Annotated in this window: 14 protein-coding genes; all 14 read right to left on the bottom strand. The window is 44.2% G+C overall.

Translation table 11 applies throughout. The features are described from left to right. Positions 1–83: 83 nt before the first annotated feature. On the bottom strand, positions 84–1,253 hold the full coding sequence (locus P9989_RS16740) for a thiolase family protein (protein ID WP_283076005.1): 1,170 nt from the start codon (positions 1,251–1,253) through the stop codon (positions 84–86). A 52-nt stretch (positions 1,254–1,305) separates the two neighbouring features. Further along, positions 1,306–2,079 (bottom strand): SDR family oxidoreductase, encoded by a 774-nt coding sequence (locus tag P9989_RS16745; RefSeq protein ID WP_283076006.1) that lies wholly within the window; start codon positions 2,077–2,079, stop codon positions 1,306–1,308. 16 nt (positions 2,080–2,095) lie between these two features. Further along, positions 2,096–3,301: an acyl-CoA dehydrogenase gene (locus P9989_RS16750; protein ID WP_283076007.1), complete on the bottom strand. Its 1,206-nt coding sequence runs from the start codon at positions 3,299–3,301 to the stop codon at positions 2,096–2,098. A gap of 45 nt (positions 3,302–3,346) precedes the next feature. Next, entirely contained in the window at positions 3,347–3,748 is a 402-nt protein-coding gene (locus P9989_RS16755; RefSeq protein ID WP_283076008.1) for a MaoC/PaaZ C-terminal domain-containing protein, read from the bottom strand. Then, positions 3,745–4,194, bottom strand: a complete 450-nt coding sequence (locus P9989_RS16760) for a MaoC family dehydratase N-terminal domain-containing protein (protein ID WP_283076009.1) — start codon at positions 4,192–4,194, stop codon at positions 3,745–3,747. Before P9989_RS16760 ends, P9989_RS16755 begins: the two co-directional genes overlap by 4 nt. Positions 4,195–4,227: 33 nt before the next feature. Then, positions 4,228–4,992: a 3-oxoacyl-ACP reductase FabG gene (gene fabG, locus P9989_RS16765; RefSeq protein ID WP_283078956.1), complete on the bottom strand. Its 765-nt coding sequence runs from the start codon at positions 4,990–4,992 to the stop codon at positions 4,228–4,230. A 41-nt stretch (positions 4,993–5,033) separates the two neighbouring features. Beyond that, positions 5,034–6,203, bottom strand: a complete 1,170-nt coding sequence (locus tag P9989_RS16770; RefSeq protein ID WP_283076010.1) for an acyl-CoA dehydrogenase family protein — start codon at positions 6,201–6,203, stop codon at positions 5,034–5,036. Between the two features lie 229 nt (positions 6,204–6,432). Beyond that, positions 6,433–6,954: a hypothetical protein gene (locus P9989_RS16775; protein ID WP_283076011.1), complete on the bottom strand. Its 522-nt coding sequence runs from the start codon at positions 6,952–6,954 to the stop codon at positions 6,433–6,435. A gap of 181 nt (positions 6,955–7,135) precedes the next feature. After that, positions 7,136–9,649, bottom strand: a complete 2,514-nt coding sequence (locus P9989_RS16780) for a PIG-L family deacetylase (protein ID WP_283076012.1) — start codon at positions 9,647–9,649, stop codon at positions 7,136–7,138. A 96-nt stretch (positions 9,650–9,745) separates the two neighbouring features. Next, the gene (gene argH, locus P9989_RS16785) at positions 9,746–11,143 is read right to left on the bottom strand and encodes an argininosuccinate lyase (RefSeq protein ID WP_283076013.1); all 1,398 of its coding nucleotides are present in this window, start codon (positions 11,141–11,143) and stop codon (positions 9,746–9,748) included. A 20-nt stretch (positions 11,144–11,163) separates the two neighbouring features. After that, the gene (locus P9989_RS16790) at positions 11,164–12,852 is read right to left on the bottom strand and encodes an ABC transporter permease (RefSeq protein ID WP_283076014.1); all 1,689 of its coding nucleotides are present in this window, start codon (positions 12,850–12,852) and stop codon (positions 11,164–11,166) included. A 4-nt stretch (positions 12,853–12,856) separates the two neighbouring features. Next, complete coding sequence (locus P9989_RS16795) at positions 12,857–13,957, bottom strand: ABC transporter ATP-binding protein (RefSeq protein WP_283076015.1); 1,101 nt, start codon at positions 13,955–13,957, stop codon at positions 12,857–12,859. A 30-nt stretch (positions 13,958–13,987) separates the two neighbouring features. After that, entirely contained in the window at positions 13,988–15,100 is a 1,113-nt protein-coding gene (locus P9989_RS16800) for an extracellular solute-binding protein (protein ID WP_283076016.1), read from the bottom strand. Positions 15,101–15,114: 14 nt separating this feature from the next. Next, positions 15,115–16,278: an ROK family transcriptional regulator gene (locus P9989_RS16805; RefSeq protein ID WP_283076017.1), complete on the bottom strand. Its 1,164-nt coding sequence runs from the start codon at positions 16,276–16,278 to the stop codon at positions 15,115–15,117. Positions 16,279–16,485: the final 207 nt, after the last annotated feature.

The raw sequence follows: 16,485 nt of genomic DNA on the forward strand, positions 1-16,485 counted from the left end.
GTCCTCCCCACTTAGGAATGATATCAAATTATATCATACCTCAAGGACACTTAGCTCCATCCTTCTCGCCTGCAATTGGCCATTTATCCCCGTTCAATTACCATAGCGATTCCTTGTCCGCCGCCGATACAAGCGGTGATTAATGCATACCTGCCACTGGAACGCTTCAGTTCATAAACCGCTTTAGTCGTCAGAATCGCACCTGTTGCGCCGAGCGGATGTCCATGAGCGATCGCCCCGCCGTTTACGTTTACCTTATCCATTTTCATGTCAAGTTCCCGGTTACAGGCAAGCACCTGTCCAGCAAAAGCTTCATTAATTTCGATAACATCCATATCATCCAGCGTGAGGCCCGCTTTTTGCAAAACCTTCCTCGTCGCAGGCACGGGGCCAATTCCCATGATGTTCGGGTCAACCCCGGAAACGGTACATTCCCTGACTGTTGCTAAAGGAGTGACACCAAGCGCATCAGCTTTTTCTCTCGAAAGTAAGGCAAGAGCAGATGCGGCATCATTTAAGCCTGAACTATTGCCTGCCGTCACCGTACCGGCTTCGACAAAAGCCGGTCGAAGCATCGCTAGTCCATCCAACGTTGTTTGCGGCCGAGGGTGTTCATCCATCCTGAAATCAATGGGAGAACTTTTTCGCACGGGTACACTTATCGGAACGATCTGTTCCTCAAACCTGCCCTCTTTCATGGCATTCGCCATGCGCTGTTGGCTTTGCAGCGCAAATTCATCCTGTTCCTCGCGTCCCACTAAGTATTTTTCTGCTAAATTTTCCGCTGTAATTCCCATCGGTGGATCTCCTACTTCCTGAGGGGAAAGCTGCGACTTTCGAATCTTCGGAGGCACCGGACTATACGCGCGCTCCGGACGGTCCATTAAATAAGGAGCACGGCTCATGCTCTCGGTGCCGCCTGCTACATACACATCGCCTTCTCCCGCCTTGATAGCCTGGGCAGCTAGATGGATGGCGTTTAACCCTGACCCACACTGACGGTCAACCGTCAAACCTGGCAAGTTGATCGAAAGGCCCGTTTGCAGTGCTGATAACCTGGCAATATTGCCCCCGCCGCTTAACACGTTCCCAAAAATCACATCCTCGATCATTTCAGGAGCCAGACGGGCACGACTGACGGCTTCCTTGATTACCTCTGCCCCTAACACATGGGCCGGAATCGAAGCTAACGTTCCTCCCTGTCTGCCGATCGCTGTTCGAACAGCAGAGACGATAACAGCATCACGTTCCATTTATCTTCCACTCCTTTTTCGTAAAAAATGGGTTCGTAATACGTATTACGTATTACATCGCATGTGAGCCGCCATCAATAATCACGACATCACCGGTAATATGATTAGAGGCCGCTGAACTTAGAAAAACGGCTGCACCTTTTATATCATCTTCCCCGCCAAATTTTCTTAATGGCGTCGCTTCAAGAAAGGCGTCCCCACCTTGTTCAATCAACACTTTCGACATTTTCGTAGGGAAAAATCCGGGAGCAATTGCGTTGACATGGATGCCTCTTGGTCCCCATTTGACAGCTAAGTCTTTTGTAAACGTCAAGACGGCTCCTTTACTAGAGTTATACCCGATCGTATCCATGAACTTCGGATCAGAACCCTTAAGTCCGGCTACAGAAGCGATGTTGAGAATTTTGCCTTCTCCTTGCTCAAGCATCACTTTTCCAACAGCCTGTGACATGAGAAAAGTTCCGGTCACATTGACATTAATGACCTTCTGCCAAGCTTCTAGTGGCATTTCCTCAACAGGTGCTCCCCAAGTAGCTCCACTATTGTTCACTAAAATATCGATGCGGCCGAACCGTTCCACCGTCTTCTCAACCACATGTTGAATATCATCTGTATTCGTAACGTCACATGGTAAAGCGAGAGACTCAACGCCGTGCTCCGTAAGCGCCTCACTCACTTCCTGACACGCCTCGAGCTTCCTCGAACAAACGACAACATTGGCTCCGGATTCGGCAAATCCCTCAGCGATCTGTTTTCCTAAACCTCGACCTCCTCCCGTTACAATGGCGGTCTTACCTTTCAGGTTAAATAGTTCTTGTACATGCATGAACGTTCCTCCCTTGCTATTGATATTTTTTCAGTTCTGCTCGGGCAATCGCTCGGCGGTGAACTTCATCCGGCCCGTCGGCTAAACGCAATGTGCGGATATTCGCCCATTTAGCGGCTAACGAGTAGTCATCGCTTACCCCCGCTGCCCCAAAGGCCTGAATGGCGCGGTCAATCACCTTTAAGGCCATGTTTGGCGCTACCACTTTGATCATCGCGATTTCCGCTTTGGCCTCTTTGTTGCCAACCGTATCCATCATGTAAGCGGCTTTTAACGTTAGTAATCTAGCTTGCTCAATATCGATGCGAGAATCAGCAATCCATTCCCTGATCACACCTTGATCAGCAAGCTTTTTGCCAAAAGTCTCCCGTTCATTGACCCGCTTGCAGAGATCCTCGAGCGCCCGCTCGGCGGCACCGATCGTTCGCATGCAATGATGAATGCGTCCCGGTCCGAGCCTTCCTTGTGCGATGGCGAACCCCTTTCCTTCGCCCCAAATCAGATTCGCAGCAGGAACTCGGACGTTGTCGTAGTCAATCTCAGCATGACCATGTGGAGCATGATCATACCCGAACACCGGAAGCGTTCTTTTAATCGTGACCCCAGGTGTATCCAGAGGAACGAGAATCATCGATTGCTGCTCATGTTTTGCGGCATCTGGATTGTTTTTGCCCATGACGATGGCAATCTTGCACCGCGGATCTCCCGCCCCGGATGACCACCATTTCGTTCCATTGACCACATACTCATCGCCGTCGCGAACAATACTCGTTTTAATGTTCGTCGCATCTGAAGAAGCCACATCAGGTTCTGTCATAGAAAAACAAGAACGGATTTCTCCATCCAGTAACGGAGCCAGCCACTTTTCCTTCTGCTCCTTTGTGCCATACCGTTCCAGCAGCTCCATATTGCCTGTATCAGGGGCTGCACAATTGAACACCTCAGGGGCAATGCTCGAACGTCCCATAATTTCACATAACGGAGCATATTCGATGTTCGATAACCCAGCCCCGGCTTCGCTGTCCGGTAAAAATAAATTCCACAAGCCTTGCTCCTTCGCCTTCTCTTTCAATTCTTCTATAATTGGCGGAACTTCAGAGAAACGTGCGTTCTCGTTTAGCTGCTCTTCATACACCGACTCATTCGGATAGACGTATTCTTCCATAAACGCATTTAGTCGTTCCTGCAACTGTTGAACTTTTTCCGAGTATTCAAATTGCATAGCGAACCTCCTTAAGATGGGCCAACCTATATGTAGCGCGTTTCTTTACGCTTTGCGAAAGGCTACATTGCCCTTAATGACTTCTTTGCCATCCTGATTAGTCGCCTTCACGTCAAAATTCAGTTTTTCTTCCTTGTTTTCGATTAAAACAGCATGTAACGTTACTTCATCGTTTAGAAAAACCATGCCTTTAAACCTGATCGTGTAATCCTCGATAAACCCTTCCTCATAATAGGGAGTGAAAAGTTTAGATAGATTCCCCATCGTCCACATGCCGTGGGCGATAATCCCTGGCAAACCAGCCTTCTCTGCTTCTTCATCAATTGTATGAATTGGATTATAATCCCCCGATGCCCCGGCATATTTAATCAAATCCAGACGCGAAACTGGGTCAAGCGTAACTGGCTGTAGCGACTCACCAACTGCTAGCTCCGTTAGCACACTCACACCTTCATCCCCTTTCGAACCGCCTCCGTAATGATGACGACCTGCTCTTCAGTAAAAATCAGCTGGCCATCAGAGTCTTCCCCATAGCGTTTAATTTGCAAAAATCCCATTTCACCACTTTTTCCATTTCGCTCATAGTAGTCATGTACTTCCTGATAACAGTGGATTTCCTCGCCTACGAGCAGCGGCCGTTCATAATGATAGAGTTGTTCACCGTGGATCAACCCTTTTTTCGGCAAATCCAAACCTTCGATGACTCCATAATCAAACACTCTTGGAAAAGTAGGCGGAGCAATGTTAGCGCGATAACGTGATTGCCGCCCAGTTTTCTCGCAAATGAAGATCGGATGGGCATCGTCAATTGCCTCCGCAAACTTCTTGACCGCCCCTCTTTCGACTATGTTCTTTACTTTTCCGGATCGTTTTCCAATACTATCCGTTAACATGTGACCACCTCGCTTTAGATTTGGATACACCCTTTAATCTTTTGGACCCCCAGCTACATACAGAACCTGACCATTCACAAAAGAAGACCTTTCATCCGCATAAAAAGCAACCGCATTCGCAATATCTTCAGGCTTACCGCTTCTTCCAGCAGGGATTTTGTCCACACTCGCTTTCACCAAATCTTCAAAGGAAATGCCAATGCGTGCAGCCGTCTCCTTCGTCATTTCCGTTTCAATAAACCCTGGAGCAACCGCATTGACAGTGATCCCAAATTTGCCTAATTCAATCGCAAGCGTTTTCGTAAACCCTTGCAGCCCAGCTTTAGCCGTGGCATAGTTAGCCTGACCGCGGTTGCCGAGAGCTGATGTTGAGGAAATATTAATGATTCTTCCATATTTATTTTCGACCATATACGTCTGAGCTGCCCGTGCAGCATTAAATGAGCCCTTCAAATGCACGTCCATCACAGTCTCCCAGTCCGAATCGGTCATCTTAAACAACATATTGTCACGAATAACCCCGGCATTATTAACGAGAATATCAATCGAGCCGAATCGCTCATGAGCCTCTGCCATAGCAGCTTTCACCTCGTCAAACTCTATCACATTGGCCACCTGCGTGAAGACCTCGACGCCCTTTCCTTCGAGTTCATGCTTCGTCTCACTAAGGGCTTCCTCGTTTACATCGATGATCGCTACCCTGGCGCCTTCATCGGCAAACCGCTCCACAATTCCTTTTCCAATCCCACGACTTCCACCTGTTACAAATGCTACCTGGTTATCAAATCTACCTGCCATCATTTATACCTCCCATATTTTCCTTGAAAAAGTTCCTTCTCTTATCCTATTTTTACATGTCCCCGTAATAGATTCCTAGAAATAATTAAACGCTGGATCTCATCTGTACCATCATAAATTCTCCACAACCGCGCCTCCCGGTACCAGCGCTCAATCGGCAGCTCTCTTGTATAGCCCATGCCACCGTGAATCTGCAACACACGATCTACAACCCGATTTCCCATATTAGAACCATATAACTTAGCCATTGAAGCCGCATGACGGTTGTCCTCACCCTGATCTAGTGTGAAGGCCGCATTAAGCACAAGCCATTTAGCCGCTTCAATTTCCACAGCTGAATCGGCAATTTGCCACTGAATCGCCTGCCTGGCCGCGATTGGTTTTCCAAACGTTTTGCGCTCATTCGCATAGTCAATCGCCATGTTTAACAGCCGCTCCGCTGAACCAACGGCACGCGCTCCAACAATCCACCTCGCGAAGCCAATCCACTCAAGACCGAGGTCATATCCACCATTCACTTCGCCTAAAATATTCTCCTCCGGAACCCTGACATTATCGAAAACTAACCCCGCCGGACCCCATTCACCCATCGTATCAATATACTCAGATTTCCAACCCATCGACCGATCCGCAATGAAGCAGGTTACCCCTTTACGACCTCCAGAAGACTGGTGCAGCTCCTTATCAGTGATCGCAATCACCATGACAAAATCAGCCTCGTTCCCGCCGGTTATAAAAGTTTTTTCACCATTTAACACCCACTCGTTGGCATCTTTGACAGCCGTCATGCGAATATTCCTTGTATCCGAACCCGCATCCGGTTCCGTCATGGCAAAACAAGACTTTTTCTCCCCATTGATGGTGGGGAGGAGGTATTTCTCCTTCTGCTCCTCATTTCCATAATAAAGGATGTTATCCGCCGAACCGCCAAACTGGAACGGTACGAATGTCCTCGCCACCTCCATTTGAACAATTGCCAGCATCATTTGGCCAAGATCAGCCCCACCGTATTCTTCCGGAGTATTGATTCCCCAGAACCCGGCTTCCTTCGCTTTCAGCTGCAGCTCTTGCATTTTTTCGGGCGAGAGACTCGGCTTGCCCTCCCGTTCATTGCGGAGCACCTTATTTTCTAAAGGCATTAACTCCTTTTCTACAAACTTCCTTATCGTTTCTTTCACCATTTGCTGTTCATCTGTTAACCGTAAATGCATATGAAAATCCCCATTCTCTTAAGTATTTTTTCATAAAAATGCAAGACTCAATATTACATACCGACTGGTTAGTACGTCATGATTCTATACTATTTTAAACTTTCAGAAAATACAACCCATAAATTCGTCTTATTATGTCGAGAAATGGAATCCAGTAAAAGATATAAGTTATTTCAAAGAATGAAAATCACGGCATGTGAGAGGGGTTTTCTCCAAGATCATTTCTCCTCTAAAACTGATTAATCGACATAGCGTTAACCTTCCATTTGTCATTTTCTTTTATTATTTCAACCCTAAGGTAGGAATCGATAGTACTAGTTACATCACTTACAGTAAATCTGTTGTTAAACGTGAAAAATAGAGACTGAGTGGTGCTTGTATGCATTCCATAATAAACAGTTAAATCGCTTATAGTCGACTTAACACCACCAGCGTATTTCCGTTTTGATTCCTGGAATGTTAAATCCTTCATAAGGTTATCGGTTACATACGTTTCCACTTCCTCTTTTACAGGATGACGAGTATACCCAAAATAAGAATGCACAAAACGTTCAGCTATAGAGACAGCTTTTTGCTGAGGGGTGGTCATAACAGGTATTTGATTATCTTCTTTTGATTTCAATTCTTGTTGAAGTGCGTTTACTTTTTCCTCAGCTTGTTTGCGTTCATCCCTTAAACCCAGGTTGTTGTGTACTACCACAAAAAGAAAAACTACTAATACTCCTATAGTAACCAGCTGTAAAATCCTCATAATATCCCCCTATTCTTAATGTAAATGAGCTCTATGCCCCCTTCTTTATCTCTAAGTAAGCACTGGGATCTTACTAGGGCATGGACATATTACCAGATATATACTCGATAAATTCATAAATTTATTACACTAATATAAAAAAAGAGTTACCAGTCATTACCGGTAACCCTTCTAGAATTTCTTATTCGTTATGCAATGGGTAACTCACAAGATTGGTAAAAATACGATAGCCGCCCGGAACCTGATTCTGAATTTGCCGATACCAGACAAGATTCGTATACAAGTAGGTTCCATCTCCGTAATCTGCCATCAATATTCCGCCCTCATAATGTTCTCCATTCGGATCAGCCATGCTGACAAACGTTTCAAATCTCTCATCCCATTCCATTGGATAGTACAAACCGCGTTCTTGAATCCAATTGGACCAATCCTTCTCTGTAATGGAGTTTGGATAATTAAATAGTGGGTGATTTGGTTTTTGCACAGCGACTTCAGCTGTTTCGTCTGTAACTCGCCACTGAATCGATGGCTGGCCAATCACAAGGTTGTATGGCGGTGTTTGTTCTGGATCCCAGTTATCCCATGGTTTATTGTACTGTACAACAAGGTGTCCGCCATCTTCCACATATTGAAGCAGTAGTTCATTATTCTTTCTCAAATCTTCACGTGATAGGTACGCCCTGACGCCGGTGACGATGGTGTCATATTGGGTTAAATCTCCAGATTGCAAATTTTCAACTCCGAGTTTAGTGACATCCATTCCAATGCCTTGCAAATGATTGGCTACTTTATCAAAGCCGCTGTCGATGTAGCCGACCTTTAGTTTGTCGGGCAGTTTCAAATCGAAAGCTACTCCTTCAATTTTAGCCGGCTGCAAGTAGTACGAGGTATTGATATGTTCATAATCAATTTTTTGTACGTGTGTACTTAACGACTTTCCATTCGCTTTTACTACGGGCTGAAGAGTAAATTTCCCTTTACTAACTTTTTCTCCAGGGGAAACTGTGAAGACGATTGTTTTTGTTTCGTTCTCTTCAATAAAAGTTACAGGCTTCGCTGCAGGATCTACCGACCAGCCATCAGGTACATCAAGTTCCACGGATGCCTTAAGCGATCCGGAAGTATTATTTTGAACTTCGGCTTCTATGGTCACTTTTTTCGGAATGTCTAGTGTATTCACTACTAAGCTGGTTGGATTCGTCTGTACGGAAACATCGGGTAAAATAGCCACTGTACTCTCGGTCTGGTAACTTTGTTTTACCTTGGTAGGACCAACCGAATAGGTTAGTTCTGACTGAATACTAGGATCATCATATGGTTTAAAGTATTCAGCGTTAGAAGGGACGTTGACAACAAATTCTATGGTTTTATTCTCCCCGGCTTTCAAATGGAAAGTTTCCAAAGTATGTTCAATCGTCCACCCTCTAGGAAGGCTTAAAGTCGCATGAACATTTCTGAGAAGGTATTTTCCATTATTTTTCATAGTAACGGTTACCTTCGTCTGCCCATCTTGAACGAGTGTTGCATCTTCAACCATTGTTTCAACTTCCAAACTGGAAGCGACTTTACTTACTTCAGTAAGCTGCTTCTCTTTCACGTCAAGGCGGAACAAGATGTCTTCTTTTTCCTTGGCTTTCAAACCGCTTTCTTCAATTTTTGATTGTAAACGTCTCACTTCTTTAAGCGCTACATGAGATTTTTTCAAAGCTTGAGAGCGATCTGGATATTGTTCGATCACTTTATCAAGTGTTTTCTGGAAGTGTGTCAGTTTAGCACTAACAGCCGGATGTCCATTCTTTAGGCGAGCACTGATTTCCTTGAAGTCGTAAGCTAAACCATCAAACATGCCTTCCTTACTTGGAATCTCCGTAACCGATTTGGCTAGTTTTAAATGCACCGTCTCAGGTTCAGCCGGGATGTCTTCCCCCATTCCCTGACTCTTGTGAAGATAACGCGATTTCTCACCCAACTGCGGGTAGGTCATGCCATAAATAGGATCCTTTTTTCCAATTTCGAGTGAGGTTGTTGCCTTTTCTGAGTTGGCAGGAAGATACAGTTTCTTCACTTGCCATGTAGACAGCCCTTCTTCAAGCTGTTCTGGAAAAACAGTGGGGTCGGCTGCGTCCTCAAATGCTTTTACTGTTAATAGGTTAATCGCCCTGTGATGGCCATGCTGCGATTCAACATTTAAAAACGACGGGAATAAGATATCAGGCTTATAGGTTCGAATTCTACGGATAAATCGTTCGTAAGTAAGTTCTTCTCCCCATTTTTCTAGCGTCTCTTCAGGACTCTTGGAAAAACCAAAATCGTAAATAGGATCATTGGTCGTTTGGCTCAAATGAAACACCTCGACACCTGTAACCTTTGAGGCTTCCTTCATTTCGTTTGAGCGGATGATTCCCAATGCATTGCCAAGCTCTTTACCGATCTCATTTTGTCCGCCTTCTCCGCGATTGGCAATCAAGCTGGCTGTTCGGATTCCAAGTCCTCTCGACAAATAAGCAAGCAAGTGACTGCGCTCATCGTCAGGGTGCGCTCCCGTATTCAAGAAACTGAGTGTCGTATCTAACGGCTTCAGTGTATTCCAGAGCTCAACATCCGGTTTCGCTTTCTCTTCCCCATATGATGATATTCGAGCAGCCAATGGAACAAGCAACATCACGATCAGAAATAATAACGAAAACTTTTTCATCCCATTCCCCTTTCTAAGTTGACACGTTCAATAGATTTCGAGAAGATGAGGAAACTTAAATCAGAATCACCCCCTAAGCGGGTTTAGGCAGTATAATCATTTCCTTCTCGTAATCATTTCCCTCACAACATCGGGATTTGGCCCGCCCGTCACCTTTCTTCTTTCTACAAAACAAACGGGGTCAATAATCGCTTCCCAATCTTCTTTCTTAAGTTCCACATCACCTATCCACTCATTAATTTGGGATAACGATACTTCGTATAATTCCTTTTTCAAGTGCATAGCTTTTTTGGCGATCATACTAGCTTTTTGATGCGCTGTTCTAAATGCAATCCCATAGTCACGAGCGAGCACATCTGCCAGTTCTGTAATCGTAATCAGATTTTCACGGGCTTGCTTCCGGGCCCTTTCCTTGTCAAACTCCATCGTTAAAATGACAGCATGCATAAGACGTAACACGCGTGAACCCTTCCTGTATCCATTATAAATATGCGGCTGCAAGTCATCCTCCGTATCATTAATATCTCCGTAAGGTGTATTGTGAACCATATGAACCACCGCCATCCCTTCAGCCGCTGCACTGCTAGCTAACGCCCGAGAATGTTCAACCGAAACAGGATTTCGTTTTTGCGGCATGATGCTGCTGACTTGAACATAGGCATCGGAAACTTTTAACAAACCAACTTCCCTGGAAGCCATTCGGAGTAGTTCTTGTATCCATCGACCGATATTGGTCATTAAGCTGACCAGTGCCTGCCCCGCTTCAATCAAATAGTCTCCCGCTGCAATCGCATCATAGGAGTTTTCGATCAAACCATCAAAGCCAAGCAGCTCAACCATCCGCTCTCGATTGATCGGGAATCCAGTTGTTGTAATGGCCGCCGCTCCCATCGGTGATTGATTAACCGTCTGATACGCCTGCTTTAACCGTGTTATATCTCTTTGCAAATTGTCATAAACCGCCACTAAATAGTGCCCTAGCGTTGTCGGCTGGGCTGGCTGTGTATGAGTATGTGCTGGCATTACGGAATCAACGTGTTGTTCTGCCTGCGTTAAAAGGGCTTCACTAAGATTCTCTGTCTCATGTATCACCCTTTTTATATAATCCCGAATCACGATTCGATACATTGCCTCGCCCATATCGTTTCGGCTTTTAGCGATGTGCATTTTTCCCGCCAATTCTTCACCGATGCATTCACCTATTCTGCTTTCTACTAAAAAAAATAAATCCTCGTAAGCCGAGGAATATTCTAGTTGATTTGGATCAGCACTTGCTATTTGTTCAATCCCTTTTAGAATGTTCACTTTCTCTTCGTGAGTCAGTATTCCTTGTTCCTCAAGCATAATCGTGTGCGCCCTATGAATCCTAAACATAGCGTGAAATAAATGGTCTCTTTGATCGTAAAATACAGGCTTCAGTAAAGCTTCCACATACATTTTTCCTGGAAAAGTCATCCCGTCACTCAATTCGAAATCTTCTTTTGCACGGCTCATTAGAAACATGCACCTCAAATTTATAATGTATTTTCAGATTTGACACCTAGGAACTTGTAAGCCACAAAAAGTACGATTGCGATTAAGCTTACCTGAATCATTCCATAGGCTGCTGCCTGACCGATGTTAAACTGCCTTAATTGGTTCATGATCTCAATCGAAATAGGCCGGTTCCCAATAGTATAAAGCAATACGGACGTTGGAAATTCTCCTACAGCTTGAACAAAAGCGAGTAACGTACCACTCAGCACACCCGGCATGATAATCGGAATAACGACACGTCTAAAGGTGTAAAGCCACCTGGCACCTAAATTTTGTGCCGCCTCTTCAATCGAATCATCCATTTGTTCTAGTACAGCAGATGTTGATCTGACCACCAGGGGGATGAACCGAATAAAATAGGCAAGTGGCAAGATCCAGAATGTCCCTACGAGCACTTTTCCAAATGAGAAGGGAGACGCCTGGTTAAATGCCAGTATTAGATTCATACCGACAACGGTAGCGGGTAAAGCCCAAGGAATCATAACGAGAATATCAAGCAGATTCTTCCCTATAAAACTACGCTTTACAAGGGCATAAGACGTGATAATACCAAATATGAACACACCTATACACGCGAGTGCTGACATGATCAAACTATTTTTTACTGGGTCCCAAATATCTGGATCTTCAAATAAAAGCCTGAAGTTTTCAAGGCTAAAGGCTTGCGGATAAGTCTGCCATGTCCATCCTCCCTCAGGCACAAGGGATAGAATAAGTAAAGTAGCATGTGGCAGTAACAAAATAATCATCGCCACTATTCCTAGTGACACCAGACACCACTTCAATACTGAATTACTCACTTCACTGCGATGAGCACCGATCCCTTTGCTGGCCATCCGATAATCCTTGCGCCCCTGATACCAGCGCATAAATAATAGAAAAGAGATGGAGACAGCTGATAGAATAACAGATTGGGTTGCTGCCATTTCCAGATTGCCATTTACTTTTGAAAAATAGATTTGAAGACTTAACACCCGATAGCCCCCTGCAAGTAGAAAGGGTGCACTGAAGGACGCCATGGAAACCATAAACACTAATAAAGAGGCGGCCACCAATCCCGGGGTTAATAAAGGAAAAGTCACTTTTCTAAACACACTAGTTTTACTAGATCCTAGATTGTAGGCTGCTTCTTCCAAAGAAGGATCAATGTTATTTAAAGCGGATGAAGTGGTCATATAAAAATAAGGGTACATCGTATAAGCATGCACGAGTAAAATCCCGGAAACTCCCCCGATACTAAAGGGGATCTCAGCTAAGTTGAATAAATCTTTAATCGCGTTAGGAATTAATCCTGCTTCCCCATATAAAAACATAAAGGCCATGACCCCAACCAGAGAAGGTAGAACAATCGGCATAATAGCAATGTTTGAAAAAAATTGACGTCCCGGGAAATCATAACGGTTAAATATATACGCTAAAGGAATCCCAATTAGAGCACTTAAGAGTACCGATAGTAGGGAAATATAGACGGAGTGCCAAAGTGCTTCTAAATTGGCAGCGGCCTTTGTTCCAAAGAAATCTTGATAGTTTTGCAGCGAAAAAAGTCCATTTTTTCTAAAACTCTCAAGCAGTGTTTCGATCGATGGATAGAGGACATACCCTATCAATACGACAAGTACAGGGATTAATAGAAGTAATGTTTTTCTATTTTCAGCATTTAATTTCATCGTGTCACTCCCTTGCCCTTGGAATCACGCGTATTTGGTCCTCCGGCATGTGAACACGGACTGTTGTCCCCTCTTCGAAATACGTACTTGGTCCTTGATTTAAACCGGTAGCCCTAATTGTAGTTTCTTCATTTATCTTTATAAATGTATGAACAGATGCACCCGTGAACTGCACGAGAGAAACTTCACCTGTCCATACATTGTGCTGATCCGTTAACGCCGTATCGCTGACATGAATTGCTTCAGGTCTGATAGATATCAACAATTCATCACCTTCGTCGTAGGCTGCTATGTTCTGTTTAGAATCCTTCACACGGATGGGACTTTCAAGAGGTTCGGAATGAAAAATGAATTCCGCCTCCTGCTTCTCCTTAAAAGTAACTGGTGACAAATTGGTTTCTCCAATAAACTCCGCTACAAAGTCATTCACAGGCTCGTTATAAATATCGGTTGGGGTCCCCATCTGCTGGCACTCCCCATCCTTAAATACGGCGATTCGATCACTCATCGTTAAAGCTTCGACTTGATCATGGGTAACATAAATGGTTGTAATGCCATATTCACGCTGCAACCTTAGGATTTCCGTACGCATTTCATCTCGCAATCTAGCATCCAAATTACTTAGCGGTTCGTCTAAAAGTAAAATATCAGGTTCAATTACGAGTGCCCTGGCTAAGGCAACTCGTTGCTGCTGTCCCCCACTTAGCTGGCTAACCTGACGCTGTATAAATGAATCCAGACGAACTTTTTTGAGGACATCTTCCACCCTTTTCCTCATATCCGTCTTATTAACTTTTCTTACTTTCAAACCAAAAGCCACATTTTCAAACACAGTCATATGAGGAAAAAGGGCATAGTTTTGAAACACCATGCCCGTATTCCTTTTTTCAGGCGGGACTGTCGTCATATCTTTGTCGTTAAATTTGACTTTACCACGGGTAGGGTAATAGAATCCGGCAATCATTCGAAGCGTTGTCGTTTTCCCGCATCCGCTAGGACCTAGAAAGGTGAAGAACTCGCCTTCTTCGATTAATAAATCTAGGTTCCTGACTGCCGTTACATCACCGAATTGTTTTGTAATCGTTGATAAATTCACTGTTGACATGAATCAACAACTCCCTTTATCTAAAGAATTCTATTGCTGGCTTTTATCCTTCTCTGTGTTCTTTATTTTTGTATCCCAGTGTTCCATCCACTCTTGTGACTTCTCCTGGAAAAGACCCCAGTCAATATCCATTGGCTTAATATCAGTTTCCGTTATCCAACCAGGCAAATCCTCTATATCCTCACGTGTTGGAATACGATAATACTTTTCAGCCAATAGTTTGGCAGCTTCTTTCGTATTCACAAATTCGTAAAAGGCTTTAGCAGCTTTAGGGTGCGGCGCATCTTTTACAAGGGCAATTCCTTCCGTCAACACAGGTGTCCCACTCTCTGGAATAACATAGTCAAACGGATACCCTTTCTCTTTTGCTAACATGACCGTGTCCGGCATATTCCAGACGGATAAGGAACCGACACCTTTTGCGACCTGGTTATACATAATTTCCGGGTTAGCGGCGTATTCCTTCGTATTCTCATCAAGTTTCTGCAGCCACTCATACCCTTCTTCAGGACTTTCGGTTTCTTGATACGTACGATAAACCATTGCTGAGAATATCGTGCGCATCGTCCCTGAAGCTAAGGGATAGCGAATGATGATTTCGTCTTTCCACTTAGGATCCAGAAGATCGTCCCAATCCTGAGGTGCTTCTTCTGGAGAGATCTCTTTTGTATTGTACAAAATAACTTCTGGCGTAATGGATGTTCCTGACCACATCCAATCCTCATCATGGTACATATCAGGAAGGGCATCTGCATAAGAAGGTTTGTATTTAGCCAACAAGCCTTCTTCTTTGGCTTTATCAAAATTTACCTGAGGTGCACCCCACCATACATCAGCCTGAGGATTATTTTTCTCCGAACGAACCCGGTCTAAGATTTCCTGGGATCCCATATCTAAAAATTGCATGTCAACGTCATACTCAGCCTCGAACTGCTTTTCAAAGTCACTTAAAATGTCACTGCCATGCGGCGAATAAACAACAACCTTGTCTTCCAGCTTTTCAGAGGACCCAGCGTTCCCTTCATCCTTACTTGCTTTTTCGGGTGTTTCCTCACTTGACCCCCCTGCCATACATCCCGCAAGAACAAAAAGTAGTGCCCCTACGAAGAAACAGATAATCCAATTCTTTTTAAAGCTATCCATAATACAACCCCCTATTAAATTTCAATTAAGGTATCGGACTCTTTTAAAAACAATGCCACAGCTCCAACAACCCCCGATTCTTTACCAAAGGCAGTAGGCAGCACTTCGTATGTTCCTGGAGTATAACGATCGATAATCTTCACCATCTGCTCCCTGATGATTGAATAAGATCCGCTAACACCACCCCCTAATATCACGAGCTCGGGATCAAATAATGACACGTAATTGGCAATCCCAAGCGCTAAATTCTCCAGGGCAAAATCTATTACTTCTACAGCCTGCCTGTTTAGCTGCTGGTAAAGGTCGAACGCCTCTTTCGCCGTAACTTTTTTACCTAGCAGTTCAGATAACCGGTTCCCAATAGATGAGCCACTGGCTATACTCTCCAAAAACCCATACCCTTCATAAACGGGGTGGTATTGATCTGCATATACTCGATCGGTGACTAAATAACCAATCTCCCCTGCACTATAATTACTCCCTCTAAATAACCTTCCGTTCACCATGATTCCACTGCCAATTCCTGTACCGATCGCAATGTAAATGAGATTATTCTTGCCGCGCCCGACTCCTTTCCAATGCTCACCAAGCACATTTATATTCACGTCATTATCAATATATATGGGAAAGTCAAATATCTCCTTTAGCTTTTCTCTTACGGGGAAACTGTTCCATTTAAGGGCAGGAGCCTCTTTTACTATTCCTGTTTCTATGTTGGTGATCCCAGGTATTCCAGCCCCAACACCCAGGATTTTTTGACTATCTATATTCAACTCCTTTTTCATGATGTCCACATGCTGTTTGATGACGTTGAACAAATCATTATTCAAATGTTCCTGAGTTGGAAAATCCCGATAGGCGCAAACATGCCCATTTAAATCAGTTATGCCAAGGGCTACATTTGTCCCACCAAAGTCTATTCCGATCATGAAAGCTTTTTCAGGATTAAAGGTGAGATTTACCGGCTTTCTCCCCCCATTAATGGAAGCCTCCCCACTTCCGATCTCCCGAATCCACCCTTCTACCAATAATGTATCAACAAGAGTGGATACGGTTGGTTTGCTAAGTGAAAGCTTTTTGGCAATATTGGCTCGGGAAATAGATCCCTCCTCCCGTACACATGTTAAAATTCGCTTTTGATTGACTTTTTTAATGTAACTGGCATTTCCTCTCTGCATTGAACGAGCCCCTTAGCCTACGGATTTAGACTTACGATTTAGTTAGTTAAGCTTACTTACTAATTTGATATGTATGCCAAGGAATATGGACTTAGAACTTTTCTAATAGGAGAAAAGCTTTTATGGGCACGCTTAAAAAGCCTATTAACACAAAAAAACTCCGAACAGCTATAAAGCCATTCAGAGCCTCTCAAATCTAAATTTATG

This window comes from Halobacillus naozhouensis (assembly GCF_029714185.1).
Classification (GTDB): Bacteria; Bacillota; Bacilli; order Bacillales; family Halobacillaceae; genus Halobacillus_A; species Halobacillus_A naozhouensis.